Origin of the sequence: Bradyrhizobium sp. Ai1a-2 (genome assembly GCF_000426245.1) — a bacterium.
Classification (GTDB): Bacteria; Pseudomonadota; Alphaproteobacteria; order Rhizobiales; family Xanthobacteraceae; genus Bradyrhizobium.
Map to the genome: position 1 here is coordinate 1 of NZ_AUEZ01000066.1, position 17,927 is coordinate 17,927.

At 64.5% G+C, this 17,927-nt stretch carries 18 protein-coding genes; 9 read left to right on the forward strand and 9 right to left on the reverse strand.

The features are described from left to right. Window positions 1-374: 374 nt before the first annotated feature. Entirely contained in the window at window positions 375-929 is a 555-nt protein-coding gene (locus K288_RS0131865) for a DedA family protein (protein ID WP_027583193.1), read from the reverse strand. Window positions 930-1,268: 339 nt separating this feature from the next. On the opposite strand from K288_RS0131865, the gene K288_RS0131870 reads away from it, so the two are divergent. Next, window positions 1,269-1,490: a hypothetical protein gene (locus tag K288_RS0131870; RefSeq protein WP_027583194.1), complete on the forward strand. Its 222-nt coding sequence runs from the start codon at window positions 1,269-1,271 to the stop codon at window positions 1,488-1,490. Window positions 1,491-1,501: 11 nt separating this feature from the next. Beyond that, entirely contained in the window at window positions 1,502-1,906 is a 405-nt protein-coding gene (locus K288_RS0131875) for a hypothetical protein (protein ID WP_027583195.1), read from the forward strand. Window positions 1,907-1,917: 11 nt separating this feature from the next. On the opposite strand, the gene K288_RS0131880 is transcribed toward K288_RS0131875, so the two are convergent. The 3 genes from K288_RS0131880 to K288_RS0131890 form a co-directional block, all read right to left on the reverse strand. Further along, complete coding sequence (locus K288_RS0131880; RefSeq protein WP_027583196.1) at window positions 1,918-2,475, reverse strand: GNAT family N-acetyltransferase; 558 nt, start codon at window positions 2,473-2,475, stop codon at window positions 1,918-1,920. A gap of 6 nt (window positions 2,476-2,481) precedes the next feature. Continuing rightward, a complete protein-coding gene (locus K288_RS0131885; protein WP_027583197.1) occupies window positions 2,482-4,839 on the reverse strand; it encodes an Orn/Lys/Arg decarboxylase N-terminal domain-containing protein in 2,358 nt (785 codons plus the stop codon). A 106-nt stretch (window positions 4,840-4,945) separates the two neighbouring features. Further along, window positions 4,946-6,097, reverse strand: a complete 1,152-nt coding sequence (locus K288_RS0131890) for a DJ-1/PfpI family protein (RefSeq protein ID WP_027583198.1) — start codon at window positions 6,095-6,097, stop codon at window positions 4,946-4,948. Window positions 6,098-6,369: 272 nt separating this feature from the next. Here K288_RS0131890 and K288_RS0131895 point away from each other — a divergent pair, with 272 nt between their 5' ends. Next, on the forward strand, window positions 6,370-6,759 hold the full coding sequence (locus K288_RS0131895; RefSeq protein WP_027583199.1) for a hypothetical protein: 390 nt from the start codon (window positions 6,370-6,372) through the stop codon (window positions 6,757-6,759). 61 nt (window positions 6,760-6,820) lie between these two features. Here the strand turns inward: K288_RS0131895 and K288_RS0131900 are convergent, their stop codons facing one another. After that, the gene (locus K288_RS0131900; RefSeq protein ID WP_027583200.1) at window positions 6,821-7,003 is read right to left on the reverse strand and encodes a hypothetical protein; all 183 of its coding nucleotides are present in this window, start codon (window positions 7,001-7,003) and stop codon (window positions 6,821-6,823) included. Here K288_RS0131900 and K288_RS0131905 point away from each other — a divergent pair. Next, window positions 7,002-7,745 carry an MBL fold metallo-hydrolase gene (locus K288_RS0131905; RefSeq protein ID WP_027583201.1) on the forward strand — a complete coding sequence of 248 codons (744 nt, stop codon included), beginning with the start codon at window positions 7,002-7,004 and terminating at the stop codon, window positions 7,743-7,745. The two genes, K288_RS0131900 and K288_RS0131905, sit on opposite strands and share 2 nt — an antisense overlap. A gap of 10 nt (window positions 7,746-7,755) precedes the next feature. Here the strand turns inward: K288_RS0131905 and K288_RS0131910 are convergent, their stop codons facing one another. Together K288_RS0131910 and K288_RS0131915 are read right to left on the reverse strand one after the other, a co-directional pair. Then, the gene (locus tag K288_RS0131910) at window positions 7,756-8,199 is read right to left on the reverse strand and encodes a cupin domain-containing protein (protein ID WP_027583202.1); all 444 of its coding nucleotides are present in this window, start codon (window positions 8,197-8,199) and stop codon (window positions 7,756-7,758) included. Between the two features lie 70 nt (window positions 8,200-8,269). After that, window positions 8,270-8,833, reverse strand: a complete 564-nt coding sequence (locus tag K288_RS0131915; RefSeq protein WP_027583203.1) for a PAS domain-containing protein — start codon at window positions 8,831-8,833, stop codon at window positions 8,270-8,272. Between the two features lie 460 nt (window positions 8,834-9,293). Here K288_RS0131915 and K288_RS0131920 point away from each other — a divergent pair, with 460 nt between their 5' ends. Beyond that, window positions 9,294-10,091, forward strand: a complete 798-nt coding sequence (locus tag K288_RS0131920; RefSeq protein ID WP_027583204.1) for a rhomboid family intramembrane serine protease — start codon at window positions 9,294-9,296, stop codon at window positions 10,089-10,091. Window positions 10,092-10,290: 199 nt separating this feature from the next. Next, window positions 10,291-10,719, forward strand: a complete 429-nt coding sequence (locus K288_RS0131925) for a CBS domain-containing protein (RefSeq protein WP_027583205.1) — start codon at window positions 10,291-10,293, stop codon at window positions 10,717-10,719. A gap of 3 nt (window positions 10,720-10,722) precedes the next feature. Here K288_RS0131925 and K288_RS0131930 read toward each other — a convergent pair whose 3' ends face one another. Beyond that, window positions 10,723-11,757 carry a patatin-like phospholipase family protein gene (locus tag K288_RS0131930; protein ID WP_152535767.1) on the reverse strand — a complete coding sequence of 345 codons (1,035 nt, stop codon included), beginning with the start codon at window positions 11,755-11,757 and terminating at the stop codon, window positions 10,723-10,725. Window positions 11,758-11,986: 229 nt separating this feature from the next. On the opposite strand from K288_RS0131930, the gene K288_RS0131935 reads away from it, so the two are divergent. The 3 genes from K288_RS0131935 (at window position 11,987) to K288_RS47160 (ending at window position 17,126) form a co-directional block, all read left to right on the forward strand. Continuing rightward, window positions 11,987-13,051 (forward strand): hypothetical protein, encoded by a 1,065-nt coding sequence (locus K288_RS0131935; protein WP_027583207.1) that lies wholly within the window; start codon window positions 11,987-11,989, stop codon window positions 13,049-13,051. 289 nt (window positions 13,052-13,340) lie between these two features. Then, window positions 13,341-15,809 (forward strand): EAL domain-containing protein, encoded by a 2,469-nt coding sequence (locus tag K288_RS0131940; protein ID WP_027583208.1) that lies wholly within the window; start codon window positions 13,341-13,343, stop codon window positions 15,807-15,809. A gap of 66 nt (window positions 15,810-15,875) precedes the next feature. After that, window positions 15,876-17,126 (forward strand): lipase family protein, encoded by a 1,251-nt coding sequence (locus tag K288_RS47160; protein WP_084799857.1) that lies wholly within the window; start codon window positions 15,876-15,878, stop codon window positions 17,124-17,126. Window positions 17,127-17,281: 155 nt separating this feature from the next. Here the strand turns inward: K288_RS47160 and K288_RS0131950 are convergent, their stop codons facing one another. Next, complete coding sequence (locus tag K288_RS0131950; RefSeq protein ID WP_027583209.1) at window positions 17,282-17,845, reverse strand: nitroreductase; 564 nt, start codon at window positions 17,843-17,845, stop codon at window positions 17,282-17,284. Window positions 17,846-17,927: the final 82 nt, after the last annotated feature.

Here is a 17,927-nt window from a genome sequence, read left to right on the forward strand (position 1 = left end):
CGCCGATCTTCGCAACAAAGATGTGTGCATTAGATAGCCGGTCACCGGGGAGAGCACGAAGGAAACCGTAACACCATCGCGCAGGGAAAGCCGGAGTGTTTTCGGTTGAACCTGTGGTCCTACCCCCGTGCGTTTTTTGCACGGGACCCACGGGTGCAACCAGCACCCGGCTTTCCCTGCGCCCTCTGTATTCGAGAGGGTGAAACGAGACGCAAACCTCGGGCACATCATGCCGCGAGAACGCGAACGTACATCCTCACGCTATTTGAAAATTGAATCGGAATCGTAGGATGGGTAGAGCGAAGCGAAACCCATCATTCGCGCAGCTCGCGCCGAAGCCGATGGGTCCGCTGTTTGGCAATTGAATCCGAATCTCACCCCCAAAACTTCTGCAGCACATTCTCCCACAGCCACGCCCACACGATCCCGCCGACGTCGCCGAGTTGCAGCAGCACCGCCACCCACACGAACGCCGAGACGAAATTCGCGATCTGGAACGGAGGCTGCGGCATCCGCAGCATCCCGGCGACGATCGGCACTGAGGCGCGCAGGGGGCCGGAGAAGCGGCCGATGAAGATCGCGAGCACGCCCCATTTCTTGATGAACGCCTCGCCATGGACCAGCAGGTCGGGATGCCGCGAGAACGGCCACATCTTGGCGATCGAATGCTTGAACTTGCTGCCGATCCAGTAGGACAGCCAGTCGCCGAACGCGGCGCCGAGCGCGCCGGCGAGGAGCATCGGCAGGAAGGCGATGCCGCCGGATCGCATCATCGCGCCGATAGCGACCAGCACGGCCCAGGCCGGCACCACGAAGGAGAGGACGGCGAGCGATTCAGCGAAGGCGAGCGAAAACACGATCGGCGCCGCCCAGGCGCGGTGGTCCCTGACGAACTCGACGACATGCCGGCCGGATTCTTCGAGGGACATCGTACCGCCGCTTCCGATCCGCTTTGGCCATTACCGCCATTTCGCCCGGGATTTTCCGACGAATTGCCGACGCCGGACCTGCGCGCTGCGTCGAGGCGTTGGAGCGCGGGTCCGGGTGGCGCATCCCGACGTGTCGCTGTTCATCGAGCCACAAATCCGTCACCACTATGAGGCGGTGCGCAACGCACCGTTCGACGGTGGCTAAAATTGAGGCTATCATGCCGACGTGCGAAAGCGAAAGATGCAGGTCAGCATTCACGACTTTGCGCTGGCGCAGCCGGAACTTTCGCCCTAATCTCTCATTAGTTTTGCAACCTCATCCAGCAAGGGAGTGCGGGGATGGCGACGCAAATCGTGATGGACCACACTGGCGACAGCCGGCACAATTTCAATCCCGCCGACGAGAAGGCCCTGCGCGAAGCGCAAATGCGCTTCGACGCATTGATGAAGAGCGGCTACACCGCTGCGGTGCGGGACGTGTCGGGGCAGCCGACCGTGGTCCGTTCCTTCGATCCGACCGCCGAAGAGACGCTCTTCTATCCGCGACTTGTCGGCGGATAGGCCGGTCCGTCATGTCCGGCGGGTTGTCGCGGGCGTTCGCCGAAGCCGCGCGGCTGGCGCGCACGGCTTGGCGACGGTTCGTCGAATATTGCGTACTGGATGACAGCCAGTCGCGCGGCTTGGCGCTGCTGAAGGAATGGCTGACGCCCGAGCAGCTCTCGCAGTATGAGGCGAGCGGCTATTTCGACGTTGTCGGCTGCCACAGCGGCAAGCGCTACCGGATCCGGCACGGCACCGGCATGAACATCTACGAGCTCGACGAAGTCGGCCGGCTGCATGCCGGCTGGTGTTTCGTGCCTCGGGACACGCTGGTGGCCGGCGACGTCATGCTGGCGCAGAAGATCGCGCTCGAGGCCAACGAGCGCGCGGCGCTTGCGGTTGCGCGAAGCTTCCCGGTGCGCTGGCGGCCGACATAGCCGGCTGCTGCTTACCGTCGCGACAGCGGGGCAGGCGGGGGCGGCGCGGTGTTGCCGGGGCCGAGCGAGCGCTGCACCATCACGGTGTCGGCCCAGCGGCCGAAGCGATAGGCGACGCCGGGCAAGAGCCCGGCGCGGGCAAAGCCGAAACGCTCATGCAGCGCCAGCGATGCCGCGTTGTCGCTGTCGATATAGCCGATCATCTGGCGAAACCCGGCCGCCGCGCAGGCGTCGATCAGTTCGCCGAGCAGGAGGCGACCGATGCCGCGGCCGACATGGGCGTGGTGGACATAGATCGAATGCTTTACCGCATAGCGATAAGCCGGCCGCTTCCGGAACAGCACCACATAAGCATAGCCGACCACCTCACTGTTGCGGGTTGCAACCAGGTGGGGCAGGCGATGGTTGCGGAAGTTTTTGCGCCGGTCGCGGAAATCATCCGGCTCCGGCACCCCGCTGTCCTCGACGCTGTCGTCGACGCCGCGCCGGATGTGGCGGCGGTAGATCGACAGCATGGCCTCGACGTCGGCCTCGCGCGACGGCCTGACGATGATCCTCTCCTCGTTCATCGGCCGTCACTCGGAAATCACGTAGGTGAACAGGCGTACGCGGCCCGCCTCGTCGATCTCCTTGTAGACGCCCTGGATCTCGACCTCGAAGCCCGGGAACGCGTTGAACGACGCCTCGAACATCTTCAGGTAATCGGTCATCGGCCGGGTCTGTTCCGACAGCCGTTCACCCGGCACGATGGTGGCGATGCCGGGCGGGTAGACCACGAATGGCGTTGCAGCGATGCGGCCGGAAATCTCGTCGATCGGGAGATAATCGACGTCGTTGCGCACGAGGAAGCGCTGCGCTTCGCGCGGTGACATCGCGATCTCGGGCAGATGCTCGGGCAGGAACTGCTTGCGCTGCAGCGCGCTGACGTCGGCGGCGCGGAAGAAGCGGTGCATGTCGCCGCAGAGGTCGCGCAGGCGTACGCCGGCATAGCGGGCAGGCCTGCGGCGGAAGAATTCGGGAATGACGTCTTCGAGCAGTGCATTGTCGTCATGCAATTTCTTGAAGGCGACGAGTCCCGAGATCAGCGTCCCCGCCTTGCTCGCCTCGACGCCGGGCGTGAGCAGGAAGAGCAGGGAGTTGAGGTCATTCTTTTCGGCGACGATGCGGTTCTCCCGCAGATATTGCGCCACCACCGGGGCGGGGATGCCGTGCTCGGCATAGGTGCCGGTCGCATGATCGAATCCGGGCGTGAGCAGCGTCAGCTTGTTCGGATCGGTCATGGCAAAGCCCGCCGTCATCTCGGGGAAGCCATGCCAGCTATCGCCTGGCTTGAGCTGCCAGAATGCGGGATTGGTCGCGAGCTGGTCGGTGGAGATGGTTTCCCAGGCGACGTTGTGCGCCCCACCTTCGCGCGCGACATCCGGGATCATCACGCGGTCCGGCACGAACGGCTCGAAGAACCAGCGCCGCTCGGGCCTCGCCTCGTTCTCCTCGAACTCGCGGCGGGTGGCGCGGATTTTCTTGCGCAGCTCGATGCCGAGCCGGATCGTGTCATCCCATAACACCTCGCCGGAGCGGCCCTTCATCATCTGCGCGCCGACATCCAGCGAGGCGAACAGCGGATAGAACGGCGAGGTCGAGGCGTGCTGCATGAAGCTCTCGTTGAAACGCCGATGCTCGACCCGGCGCTTCTGGCCCTTGATGTGGCGGTCGCGGACGTGGATCTGGGAGGCCTGCGAGAAGCTCGCGAGCTGCTTGTGGGTCGATTGCGTGGCGATGATGCCGGGCGCCTCCGGGCCGAGGTCGGCAAGGCCCATTGCGAAGCGGCCGGCATAGATCGGATGGAACTTCATGAAGCCGGCCCAGGCCTCGTCGAACAGGATGTAGTCGCAGAGATGGCCGATCCGTTTGAGGATCATCTCCGCGCTGTGGATCGTGCCGTCATAGGTGCACTGCTCGACCACGGCGACGCGGAAGGGGCGGGGCTTCTTCCAGGCGTCCTTGTCCTTGACCAGCGGATGGCTTCGGATGCGCTCGCGCAGGGACGTCTCGTCGAGCAGGTCCCAGCGCATCGGTCCGATCAGGCCCCAGGCGTTGCGTGCGGTGGGCACATAGATGGGGATGCCACCGCCGAGCAGCAGCGCGCCGTGATGGGCGGCCTTGTGGTTGTTGCGGTCGAACAGCACGAGGTCACCGTCGGTGACCAGCGAGCCGAGCGCGACCTTGTTGGATGTTGAGGTGCCGTTGAGTACGAAATAGGTCTTCTCCGCGCCAAAGATCCTCGCAGCTTCCTTCTGCGCCCGCAGCGCCGGTCCCTCATGGGTGAGGAGGTCGCCGAGGTCGAGCACGGAATTGTCGAGGTCATCGCGGAACACGGCTTCGCCGAGATGTTCGACGAACACGCGTCCGATCGGGCTGCGGCTGTAAAACACGCCGCCATTGTGGCCGGGGCAGGTCCAGAGCTGGTTGCCCTCTTCGGCATAGTCGACCAGTGCCCCGAAGAACGGCGTCTTCAGCGTCTCCGCATATTGCTTCAGCCGGCTGATCAGGTTCTTGGCAATGAACGGCGGCGTTTCCTCGGACAGGAACACATAACCGTCGATGAAATCGAGCACCTCGACCGGCAGGTCCTCGAACCGCTTGCGGCGGATCAACAGGATGATCGGGAAATCGAGCCCACGCCGCCGCATCAGGTTGATCAGCGACGCGGTCTTGCCTTCCAGCCCCTTCTTGCCCCAGTCGACCACCATGCAGCCGATCGCCGCGTCTGTTTGCACCGCGATCTCGGCATCCTCGAGCTTGCGAGCGCGCACGACCTCGAAGCCGGAGCGCTGGATCTCGTCGATGATCTGGTTGAAGCGGATGCCCTCGAGATCCTCCGGATCGAACACGGGCGCCGCGAACAGGAAGGTGAAGCGTCGAAAATAGTCCATCGGTGTCCTCGGAATGTACCGAACGAGGAGTCGGCACATTTCGTGACAGGCAGATGACGGTGGCGCCGGCGGGGGAAAATTGTTGGCCCGCCGGACCGATGCCGCTTCAATCCGGTGCGCTTTGCCGCGGATATTCGAGCTGCACGGCGACGAAATTGGCCGTAGGTCCGCCGTAGCGTGCCTCGATCCGCTGCAGCGTCTGGTCCAGTGCCTTTGCAGGCGGCATCGACCCGACCGGTTGCAGCAACCGCTCGGCGGGCCACTGGTCCGCGACCTGATCGGGCAGGATGCGGAGGCCGTTCCGGCTCGGCTGCGCGTTCGCGGTTGCGGCAAAGGTCACCGCCCGCGAACGATAGGTCCGCGACCAGGCGTCGGCCGCAAGCGCGAGCGAGACTTCGTCGATGCCGGGCGCGAGCGCGATGCCCAGCTGCTCGCGGTTCCAGAAGGCGAGCGTGTTCTGGATCGCCGTGAGCGCGAACGGCCGTGTGAACTGGAACGCGCTGCTGTCGTGGCGGGCATCCCAACGGGGCAGGCCGATGTTGCGGGCAATGGCTTGCGCCTTCTCGCGGCCGGCGATCGCTTCGATCAGCGTGAGCGACATCGGCATCGAAGCCGTGATCCCCGTTGTGGTCGCAACACCCTGGTCAACCACAATCCTGCGATCCCTGATGTATTGGATCGTCGGATGCTTCTCGCGCAGGTCTTTCACGGAGTACCAATGCGTGGTTGCCCGCTTGCCGTCGAGCAATCCGGTGCTGGCGACCACCATGGTGCCGACGCAGACGCCGACGACGATCGCGCCCTTTTGCGCCTGCTGCCTGATCCATTGCACGACGACTGGATCGTCTTCGCGGCTCATGGCGGGGACGATGACATAGTCGGCGCCATCAGGATGTTGCGCATCGAACGCCGCGATGGTGGCGTGCGGCTCGACCTTCAGGACCGGATACAGCGTCACCGGTCCGGGTCCCGTCGCAAGCGTCACCACGTCGGCGACGTCGGCGCGCTTGAGGATGCCATAGGGCATCAGATAATCGGTGGTCTCGGTCTGCTCATTGATGCCGACGATCGCAATCAGCGGCCGCTGCCGCTTCGGCGGCTTCAACGCTGCGATGGTCGCGTCAGCCTCCTGGCTTGCGATCGGCGGCATGTTTCCAAACGCAGGTCGCGAGGGCAGCGTCAGAAGCCAGCCACCACCAATGATCAAGACAAGCGCGGCAGCGGCAAGACCGCCCCACGCGAGAAGCCGCCAGTACATTGCTTGCGTCGCTCTACGAATTCATCGCCTCGCCCCCGCCGCGCAACTTACTCGTCCAGGCCGCGCTTCGAAATGACGCAAATCCGGCAAAAACCGACACAGGGGCAACGAATGGACAGGGCGGATCCGGTGAACCTGGGTCGAAAGCCAATTGCCGAATTATTCCCCCATGTCAGGCAAGCATTGCGAAAAAATTCTCCGTTTCCTCCAGCGGAATAGAACGCGCCTCCGTAGGTCCTACTCATGCAAGCTATTTCCTTACAGGAGCTATCATGAAGAACCCATCGATCGGTTTCGCACTCGCCACCGCCATTTCGCTGGCGACGGTCTCCACGGCGCTCGCCGCACCGCCGACCAAGACCGGCACCACCACGAAGGGAGCTGTGCTGACGGACGCGAAGGGCATGAGCCTCTATACCTTTGACAAGGACTCCGATGGCAAGTCGGCCTGCAATGGCCCGTGCGCAACGAACTGGCCGGTCCTGAAGGCTGAGGCGAGCGACAAGGCGGGCGAGGGCTACACCATCATCACGCGCGACGATGGCTCCAAGCAGTGGGCCTACAAGGGCAAGCCGCTCTACACCTTCGCCAAGGACCAGAAGCCCGGCGACATCACCGGCGACGGCTTCCTCAACGGCGCCTGGCATCTTGCGCAACCCTGATCGATTGGTCAGAGCCGCGCGCGAGATGAGCTAGCGAAAGCGCGATCCACCGTTCGCGCATTCATGCATCAGCCCCGCCGTCGATCGGCTGCACCATGACCTTGACGGCGGCGGCAATTTTGAGGCCGCCGCCGCCGGACCAGCGTCTGCCGGCCCTGCGCCGAGCAGGCCAGATACAGGCTGCGTCCATCGGCAAAATGCGGGTAGAGTGGCACTTTTCCTCTATATTTTCGGAGAAGATCATGGAAACCCGCATCGATGAAATCGCTGACGGCATCTATCGCCTCTCGACCTTCGTGCCCGATATTGCCCCGCCGGCCGGCTTCACCTTCAACCAGTTCCTGGTCGTGGCTGACGAGCCGCTGATGTTCCACACCGGCCTGCGAAAGATGTTTCCGCTGAAGTTGGCAGCGGTGAGCCGGCTCGTCGATCCCGCAAAGTTGCGCTGGATTGCGTTCGGGCATTATGAGGCGGATGAATGCGGGGCAATGAACGAATGGCTGGCGATTGCGCCGAATGCCGAGGTCGCGCACGGCAGCACCGGCTGCCTGGTGTCGCTGAACGACATGGCCGATCGCGCGCCGCGGGTGCTTGCAGACGGTGACGTAATCGAGCTCGGCGGCGGCAAGCGCGTCCGCTATATCGACACACCGCATACGCCGCACGGCTGGGACGCCGGTGTGATGATCGAGGAATCGACGGGGACGCTAATGTGCGGCGATCTCTTTACCCAACTCGGCAATGGTCCCGCGTTGACCGAAGGCGACGTCGTCGGCCCGGCGATCGCAGCGGAAGATCTTTTCAGATATTCCTCCCTCAATCCCGATATGGGCGCAACCATCCGCGCGCTCGCGAGATTCTCGCCGCGCACGCTCGCTCTGATGCACGGCCCCTCCTTTGCCGGCGATTGCAGCGGCGCGCTGAACACGCTCGCCGACGACTACGACCGCCGCGCGGCCGAGCGAAGGCCTGCCACTGCGGCCTAGACTGGACCAACTAACGCGTATGCCCCCACGCCTCGTCCCAATCGGCACCGGCCGCGTCGACCACGCGGCCGTCGGCTTCGAAGAACTTGTTTGGCACCTGGAAGATCGCAAGCATCAATCCACCTTCGGGGCACCACGCGACATGGCGGCTGCCGGCTTCGCGCCAAATGAATTCGCCTGACTTCGCGGCAACGCCCTGTGCCGGGCCTTCCTTGTCGACGAGCGAGCCTTCGAGGACATAGGTCTGCTCGATATTGACGTGCTCATGGTCGGGCAACACGGCGCCCGGTGCAAAACGCATCAAGGCCGTCATCAAGCCGGTTTTGCGGTCGAACAGCAGCGTCTTCGCCTCACAGCCGGGGAAGCGGGTCTTTTGCCACTCCATGTCCTGCGGGCGCACGAGATGGGAATGCGTATCGGCAGTCTGATGCGCCTGCGGCGTCGCAGCGTCCATGACGTTCCTCCGGTTTCGTTGAACCGAAGGGATGATAGCCCAGATCGCGGCTGACCGTCACGCGAACGCTCTACCCTTCCGGCCGCAGTCCCTCATAGACCACGAATCCGCGCGCGATCGCGAGCTTTCGCAGTGCACGCGGTACCAATCTTTCCGGCGGATGCAGATAGCGCCACGAGGTCAGTTTGAAATCGGAGAGCGTGGTGGCAACGCTTTCGATCGGTGCGAGCAGGCCGGTGAGGCTCACCGGCACATGCGTGCGGTTGTTGAAAGGGAGCAGCAGCAATTCGAGATGCGCCGGCGTGCCTGCCTGGCTCAAAGCGGTGACGCCGGCGATGGCGGGCAGCATCTCCTCCGCGACAAAGGTGATGACATCTTCGATCTGGCGGCGGCACTCACCGGTGAAGAGCGCCGCAAAGCTCGTATCCTTGAGGTCGCGGCCGAGCAGGGCGCAGACGCGCGTGCCGGCGACGCGAAAGGGAAAGCCCGCCTCATGCTCGTAGGACAGCACGAAAATATCGCCGAGCCGCTCGCGGACGGCCTCGGGATCGAGGTCGCTGCGATCGGGCGCACGCGCATAACCACGCGTCTTGTCCCAATAGTCAAAGAATTCGCGGCTTCCCGGATGCTTCATTCAATAACCTTGCCCCGCGTCTGCCATGCCGGGACAGATCTGTCCCGGTTTCGCGCACACGCATTCATTCTCAGTAGTGCAGGGGAACTTTTGCAGCGTCCATGCCGCGGCCACGTTTTCGCAACCTTTCCGGCGGCTTTGCTGTGTTAACGTTAAATTAACTGTGAGCTTGGCACCGCCGATATGCCCCTCTACTGTCCGCTCATTCCCGTTCTTGCCGGCTGTTCTCCAGGGGCCGGCGGGTCCGTACACAGGTGGCGTCGAACAATCAGGTCATCGCGCGGAGAAGGGTGGGGGTGTCCTCCCGTTCCTCTTGGGCGCGACAAGACCGACAGCAGCAGAGGGCGGCCTTTCTCAGGGGCCGCCCTTATTCTTTGCTGCCTGTGCACTTGCACAATGCGGGCAAAGCCGCCTATCTGGGCTGATCGCCCATCCGCGCCGCGCTAAGGTCGCCCATCCCTTGGAATCGCCGTTCGAACCTCCGCAAGATGAACCGCCGGATCCTCCGCGCGAGCCGATCCTCACCTTGCCCGCGGCGCTGACGGCTTACATCGCGCTGATCGCGGTCATCCATTTGCGCGTGCTGCTGCCGCCGGAGTGGGAAAACTGGACCATCGACGTCTTCGGCTTCATTCCGAAGCGCTATGATTCCACGCTGCTCAACGTCACCTTTCCCGGCGGCGAGGGTGCCAAGGTCTGGACCTTCGTCACCTATTCGCTGCTGCATGCCAATCTCACCCATATCGTCTTCAATGTGCTTTGGCTGCTGCCGTTCGGCAGCGCGCTGGCGCGGCGGTTCGGCGCGTTGCGCTTCTATCTGTTCATGGCGGTCACGGCAGCCGCCGGCGCGCTCGCGCATCTCTTGACCCATGAGCATGCGATCGCGCCGATGATCGGCGCATCCGCGTCGGTGTCCGGCACCATGGCGGCCGCGATCCGCTTTGCCTTCGTCAAGGGCAGCTTCCTCTCCTTCAGCCGCGGCGACGCGGAGGCGGCGGCAAAGGTGCCGGCGCTGTCGCTGTCGCGCGCGCTGCGCGACAGTCGCGTGCTCGCCTTTCTCGCGATCTGGTTCGGCGTCAATCTGATCTTCGGGATTGGCTCGATCGCGATCGGAGCCGATGGCGCCAGCGTCGCCTGGCAGGCGCATATCGGCGGGTTTCTGGCCGGGCTCGTGCTGTTCTCGCTGTTCGATCCGGTGCCGCCGGAACGCCGTCATGCTGCAGATGCGTTGTCGCCTGGCGGGCCGGACCGCGTCTGATCGCCGCTTGCGGCTTACGGCAATTTCATCCATCATTGATCGTTAGTTGTGACGCAAGCTGCCGCCTCTTGCGCTGCACGATGGCCGCGCTTGTTGCCCACCGCGCCGGAAACGAAAACTGCGCGGAACTGTTGATTGAGAACTCACGAACGATGTCACGCCTCCTGGTTGGGGCGCGGCAAGGATTCAGGAGGCGGCAATGACGGTACGTTCCATTCTCGATTCCAAGGGTCACCAGATCACGAGCGTCCCGCCGGAGGTCACTTTGACCGATGCGATCAAGACGCTCGGCGAGCGCAAGATTGGCGCCGTGCTGGTCATGAAGGAAGGCCGTATCGAAGGCATCTTGTCGGAGCGCGACATCGTTCGCGTGCTCGGCGAGCGCGGCGCCGGTGTGCTCGATGAGCCAGTCGCCGCGGTGATGACGCGGAAGGTGGTCAGTTGCCGGGCTGCCGACACCGTCGCCGGAATCATGGAAATGATGACGCTCGGAAAATTCCGTCATCTCCCCGTGCTTGAGGACGGTCGCGTGGTCGGCCTGATCTCGATCGGCGATATCGTCAAGCGCCGGGTCCAGGAATACGAAGCCGAGCAGGAAGCGCTGCGCGACTACATCAAGACGGCCTGAGATCTATTCGTTGGTCTCGTCGGGGACTGCGCCGGTAGCCGTCGTCGTTGCCGGCGGCACCAGGATGTCGATCGCTTCCTGGATCGACTCGATTGCGCGCTCGGCGGCGCGCGTGCCATGCGCGATCAGTTCATCCGCACGATGGAAGTCAAACCAGCCGATCTTGCCGACCCGCGGCGAGATCAAGAGGTCCGGCGGATCGCCGGCGAGGCGTGCGCGGGTGATGCGGTCCTGCATGATGTTGAAGGCGTCGACCATCACGGTCGAGATACCCGGCCGCGTGCTGCTGCCGAAGAACTCGCGCTTCATGGTGCGCTCGGCCGAGAAGAACTTGCCGAAGCGGCGTTTCGGCGGGACAGGATCCGGAACGACCTCGGGCACAACGGTGACCTCGGTCGGCTGGCCGTGCGCATAGATCGTCGTGGAGTGGTTGAACACGTCGCTGGAAAGGTTGGCGGCGATCACGATCTCCGCGCCGAACGCGCGCGCCGCCGATACCGGCACCGGGTTGACCAGTGCGCCGTCCACCAGCCAGCGATCGCCGACCAGGACCGGGGCGAAAATGCCGGGCAGCGCGTAGGAGGCGCGCATCGCATCGACGACGCGGCCATGGGTCAGCCAGATCTCATGGCCGGTGCGCACCTCGGTCGCGACGCTAGCAAACTTTATCAGCAGATCCTCGATCTGGGTCTGGCCGATCGCGGACTCGAGTTCGGCGGCAAGCTTGGAGCCGCCGATCAGGCCCGAGCCGTTCAGGCGGATATCGAGATAGCTGAAAATGTTCCGCGGCTGCAGGCTGCGCGCCCAGGCCTCCAGCGTATCGAGATGGCCGGCTGCGTAGGCGCCGCCGACCACGGCGCCGATCGACGTGCCGACCACGACATTCGGAATGATGCCGTGGGCGATCAGCGTCTTGACGATCCCGATATGCGCAAAACCGCGCGCGGCGCCGCCGCCCAGTGCCAGCCCGATCACGGGCCGCCGCTGGGCGCCAAGGCCTAGCTTGTCGGAGCCATCGGCGCTCTTGCTCCGGCCCATCCAGCTGTCCAACACTCTGAGTTCTCCTGCCGGCGCGAGATTAGGCTCCGCGACGAGGCGCCGCCAGAATCGTTCGCATGCATGGTTTATGCCCCAGCAGCATAGCGCCTAGGCAGGGATTGTGACTTGAGCGCGACAGCGGGCGCGCGGAGCCGGATTCCCATAGCTGCAATGCAGTATAGCTGTGGAGGCTTGAATTTGCCGCGTTTTCGTTGAAAAGCATCGTTCCATGACTCTTTGGGGCGATCGCATCGGACGATGCGGGCGGGGCTGGGTGCTTCGCCCGGCGATTTCGTTCGCCGTAGCCCTGGTTTTGGCGGTTCCGACCGCCGTTTCGGCGCAATGGTTTGGTGAGAGGCCACCCCCGGTACCGCCGGCTGCGGTTCCCGGTCCCGGGCCCGCGATCAACCTGGCGCCGCCTTCCGGGCCGGGGTCGGCGCCGAACCTGCCGGCGCCGTTGACCCAGCCGACGATCATGCAGCCCTCGACCGCCACGGTCCCGCCGGCCGGACCGCAGCCGGGGGCGCAGACTGCGAACCAGGCGGTGCTGTCGCTGACCGCCCGCTACGGCAAGGATCTGCCGGTCATCAATAATGGCCTGGTATGGCGGGTCTTTGCCGACAAGCCGGATGACAACGGTACCTTCAAGCTGGTCCGCGAGGACCGCGGCGCCACGCCCAACCTCGTGTTGCCGCCGGGCAATTATGTGGTCCACGTGGCGCTCGGCCTGGTCAGCGCGGTGCGCGCCGTGAGCCTGAAGTCGGAGACCGATCGCGAGTCCTTCATCCTGCCGGCGGGCGGGCTGCGGATCGAAGGCCGGGTCGGCTCCAGCAAGATTCCGCCAAACCAGATTTCGTTTGCGATCTACAAGGGCAGCCAGTTCGACGGATCGGACCGCAATGCCATGATCCCGAACGTGGCTGCCGGGGACGTGGCGCTGTTGCCGGAGGGGACCTATCACATCATCTCGAACTATGGCGACGCCAATTCGGTGGTGCGCTCCGACATCCGCGTCCAGGCCGGCAAGCTCACCGACGCTACTGTCAGCCACCGCGCGGCTGTCATCACGCTGAAGCTCGTCAGCGAAAAAGGCGGCGAGGCGCTGGCGAATACCGCGTGGTCGGTGATCACGCCGGGCGGCGACGTCATCAAGGAATCGATCGGTGCATTCCCCCGCGTCGTGCTCTCCGAAGGCGAATACCGCGCGATCGCCAAGAACGAAGGCAAGGTGTTCGAGCGCCCCTTCAACGTCGTCAACGGCGTCGACGGCGAGGTGGAAGTCATCGCGCGCTAAATGCGCGTAAAATTTTCAGTGACTGTCATAGTCTCTAACGCACACTAACCAAGATCTGACTTAGAACTGTCATAATGGCGCCGGCGCTCCGTCGCCTGCGCAATCTTTACATTGCTTTAAGCGAGCCTGATTTGGATGCGGGCGGGGATTGGAGCATGAAATCGGACAGGGGAAGCCGGTTTTCCCTCGCGACAAACGCGAAGCGTTTGCGCCGCGATCATGCTCGAATGTGAAATGAGGTCGTGATCCGAATTTCGTCGGCTCATGATTTGGGTGTTCGGGGCGCGTCATGAGTGCGGCGAAGAAGTCGTCGGGAAAATCCAACATAGAAATGTTCGGCGACGTTCCGATTCTCCAGCGCAAATGGCAGGCCGCATTGCGTCCGGGTGACCGGTTGCCCCGCTATGAGGACGTGATGCTCGGCAGCCTTGGCCGGCTCGCCGATCACATCGTGCTGCTGAAGGAAAGGGGCGGCGCGCTCGCCGTTTCGCAACCCGGCCGCTACATCCAGCAATGGCTCAATGACGACCGCTGGGACATGGCGCTGAGCGAGCTTTCGCCGGATTGCGCGACCGCGCTCGGCGAAGCCGCCGCCAATGCGGCGCTCAATCACCGGCCCTATCTTGCGACGGCGCATTGCGTGCGCGACGGCCTGGTCCGCACCTATGACGTGCTGGCGCTGCCGACTTTCTCGCGCTGGGGCGGCACGCTGATCGGCGCTTACGTCAACGAGCGCGGCATGCAGTATAATCTGCTCGACACGATCTTCGCGGCGACCGATGAAGGCCTGTTGTCGCTGGCTGCCATCCGCGATCCGCGCGGCGAGCCGTTCGATTTCCAGATCGTCCATCTCAATCAGGGGGCTGCGAGGCTCTTGAAGCGGCCCGGGCACGAGCTGCTGTGGCAAAGGCTGAGCGCCGGCGAAAGCCTGCTCAGCACTGCGGAGGTGACCGAGCGCCTGCGTGAGACCCTCCGCCGGACCAGCGGGACCCAATTCGAGATCGAGAGCGAGGACCGCTGCCTGCGGCTCGCCGTCACCGCCTTCGGCGATTTGCTTTCGCTGACCTTGTCCGATGTCACGGCGCTGAAGCGTCGCGAGGTCTCATTCCGCCTGCTGTTCGAGAACAACCCGATGCCGATGTGGGTGTTCGACGCCGCCACGATGGAATTCCTCGGCGTCAACGACGCCGCGGTCCAGCATTATGGCTATCCGCGCGAGAAATTCCTGAGCATGAAGCTGCGCGAGCTCTGGCCGGAGGACGAATGGGCCTCCCACAGCAAGGCGCTGCAGGAAATCGGCGACGTCTATCATTCAAGCCGCGACTGGCGGCACATCAAGGCGGATGGCAGCGAAATCCATGTGCTGACCTTTGGCCGCCGCGTTTCCTTCGACGGCCGCGACGGCTATCTCGTGGCGCTGGTCGATATCACCGAGCGGCGCAAGGCCGAGGCGCGCATTGCCTACATGGCCCATCATGACGGCCTGACCAGTCTGGCGAACCGGGATTTCTTCCAGGATCGCCTGCGCGAGGCGCTGCAGCGGAGCAAATCGGGGAGCAAGCGCGTTGCGGTGCTGTGCGTCGACCTCGACCTGTTCAAGCACGTCAACGACTCCTTCGGCCACGCGATGGGCGACCGGCTGCTGAAGCAGGTCGCCGAGCGGCTCACGGCCGACATCACCGGCAACAATCTGGCCGCGCGGCTCGGCGGCGATGAATTCGCAATCGTGCTCTGCGATGTCACGCCGAACGAGGCGAGCGATTTTGCCGAACGCCTGATCGGGACGCTCAGCGCGCGCTACGACATCGACGGCATGGAGGTGGTGGTCGGCGCGAGCGTCGGCATCGCGCTGTCGCCGGGCGACGGCACCAGCTCGGAGGAACTGATGCGCAACGCCGACATGGCGCTCTATCGCGCCAAGTCGGACGGCGGCGGCGTGCATCGTTTCTTCGAGCACGAGATGGACCGCCAGGCGCAGAAGCGCCGCGACCTCGAGCGCGACCTGCGCCACGCTTTCGCCAATGGCGAATTCGAGCTGCACTACCAGCCGCTGGTCGACATCGCCTCGGACAAGATCAGCGGGTTCGAATCGCTGCTGCGCTGGCACCATCCGGAGAAGGGCATGATCTCGCCGGCCGAATTCGTGCCGGTCGCCGAAGACATCGGCCTGATCGTCCAGCTTGGCGAATGGGTGCTTCGCGAAGCATGCTCGGAAGCGATGAAATGGCCCGAGGAGATCAAGGTCGCGGTCAACCTGTCGCCGGTGCAGTTCCGCAGCCGCAATCTGGTGCAGGCGGTGATCTCGGCACTGGCGCATTCCGGCCTGTCGCCGCGGCGGCTCGAACTCGAGATCACGGAGTCGGTGTTCCTGGCCGAGACCGAAGCCAATCTCGCGATCCTGCATCAGCTCCGCGAGCTCGGCGTCAGCATCTCCATGGACGATTTCGGCACCGGCTATTCCAGCCTCAGCTATCTGCGCAGCTTTCCGTTCGACAAGATCAAGATCGATCGTTCCTTCGTCAAGGATCTGGCGCGCCGCAGCGATTGCGTGGCGATCGTGCGCGCGATCTCCGGCCTCGGCCGCAGCCTGAACATCACCACCACCGCCGAGGGCGTCGAGACGGTCGATCAGCTCGACTGGCTGCGCGCCGAAGGCTGCAACGAGGTGCAGGGATTCCTGTTCAGCGCGGCACGGCCGGCGGACGAGATCGCAACGCTGTTGGCAGGCTTTGCCGGGCGCGCTTCGAAGGCGGCGTGACGCGGTCTGCGGCGCGGCCGTCTTTGCCGCAAATATGTCGGCTCATGGCGATATTGGGCGCGGGCCATGACCATCGCTCCAGGACGTCGTGTGATCCGGCTCGCTGTGCTGCTCCACCTGCTTGCGGGCGTCGTCTGCACGCCGTTCGAGGTCGCCGCCCAGTCGGACAACGCGACGGCCGTGCAAGAGATGTTTGCCGGCGTCACGGTGCGCGCGCCCGATGCGTTCTATGATCCGCCCGCGCAAGTGCCGGATAAACCAGGCGTGCTGCTGCGCAGCGAGCCGCTCCGGGATGTCAGGCTGCCGGCCGGCATGCGGGGCTGGCGCATCCTCTATACGACCACGGTGAACGACACCACGCGCGCAACCGCCATGGCGACCGTGTTTGCACCGGTCGATCCGCCCGCGGGTCCGCGTCCGGTGATCGCCTGGGAGCACGGCACAACCGGCCTGCAGCAGAGGTGCATGCCATCGCTGATATCGGCCCCGACCCTGGGGATTCCCGCGCTCGATCGGATCGTGCGGGCAGGCTGGGTGATCGTCGCCTCCGACTACTCATTCGCCGAGAAGGGCGGCCCGCATCCCTATCTCATCGGTGAAGGTGAGGCGCGGGCCGCGCTCGACTCCATACGCGCCGCACAGCAGATGCCCGAGCTGACGCTCGATGCGCGCACCGTGGTGTGGGGCCATTCGCAGGGCGGCCATTCGGCGTTGTGGACCGGTATTGCCGCTCCGCGCTACGCGCCGGAGATCGAGATCGCAGGCGTTGCCGCGATCGCGCCGGCTACGAATTTGCGGAACATCATTGCCATGAACCAGGGGATCGACAAGCGGCTCGGGCCCTATGTTGCGCGCGCCTACAGCCGCTTCTATCCCGACATTACCTTCGAGCAGGCGATTCGCCCCGAGGCGCTAGCGGCCGCGCGCGAGATCTCAGGCCTGTGCGGCTTCCTCCCGGCGGAGGAGCCGGTGCGGGCGGCAGTGCTCACCACGACCTTCGAGGGGCCCGCATTGGCCACACGCACCGACGTGGCGCTTTCCGCAAGGCTCGCGCAGAACGATCCCGACCATCCGATCCCGGCGCCCCTCGTGATCGCGCAGGGCGCCGAGGACGACGTGGTGCCGCCGGCGGTGACCGCCGGCTATGTCGAGGAGCGATGCGCCGCCGGCCAGCGGCTCGAATATTGGACCTTCGCAGGTCTCGACCACGGCATGGTCAAGCCGGGCTCGCCGCTCGAGGAACCGCTGATGGCATGGACCGCGGCGCGCTTCGCAAACCGGCCGCCGCCAGCGGGCTGCAGACGTATGTCGTTCTGACGCGCTGTGCTTGGGTGAGGTCGAACTATATCCACGATCTATGCTGTGCTCCCTCTCCCGCCTGCGGGAGAGGGCTGGGGTGAGGGTGCCTCCGCATTGGGACTCCCTGAGTGGAGAGAGCCCTCACCCGCAAGCGGGAGAGGTCGGAAGTCACGTCAGAACCGCGTCACGATATCCGACAGCGCCGGACGAGGGCGGTCTTCGCTCGGCCTGGTTGGCTTGCCGATATGGACAAACCCTGCGAGCTTCTCGTCGGGCTTCAGGCCAAGACCGTCGAGCACATCGCGGTCGAAGGCGAACCAGCCGGTGAGCCAGCAGGCGCCATAGCCCAGCGCAGTCGCCGCGGTAAGGATATTCATCGCGCTGGCGCCGGCGGAGAGTTCCTGCTCCCACGGCGGCACCTTCGGATGCGGCTTGGTGAAGCTGACGACGCCGATCACCAGCGGCGCATCGGTGAGCCGCCGTTTCTCCACCTCGATATCGGCCGCCGGCGCGCCCGGGTTCTTCTTGGCGAACACGCTCGCGATCACGTCGCCGGCGCGGTTGCGCGCCTCGCCTTCGAACACGATGAAGCGCCAGGGCGCGAGCTTGCCGTGGTCCGGCACCCGCGCGCCGATCGTCAAAATGGTCTCGAGCTCGGCCGGCGAGGGGCCGGGCCCCGTCATCTCGCGCGGCTTCACCGAGCGGCGGGTTTTGAGGAGTTCAATGGCGTCGGGCACTGCGGCTTTCCCTTAAACTGGAGCATGACCCTGGAAACGTCGGGGTCCGGTTTTCCGGAACGGATCAATGCTCAAATCGGTC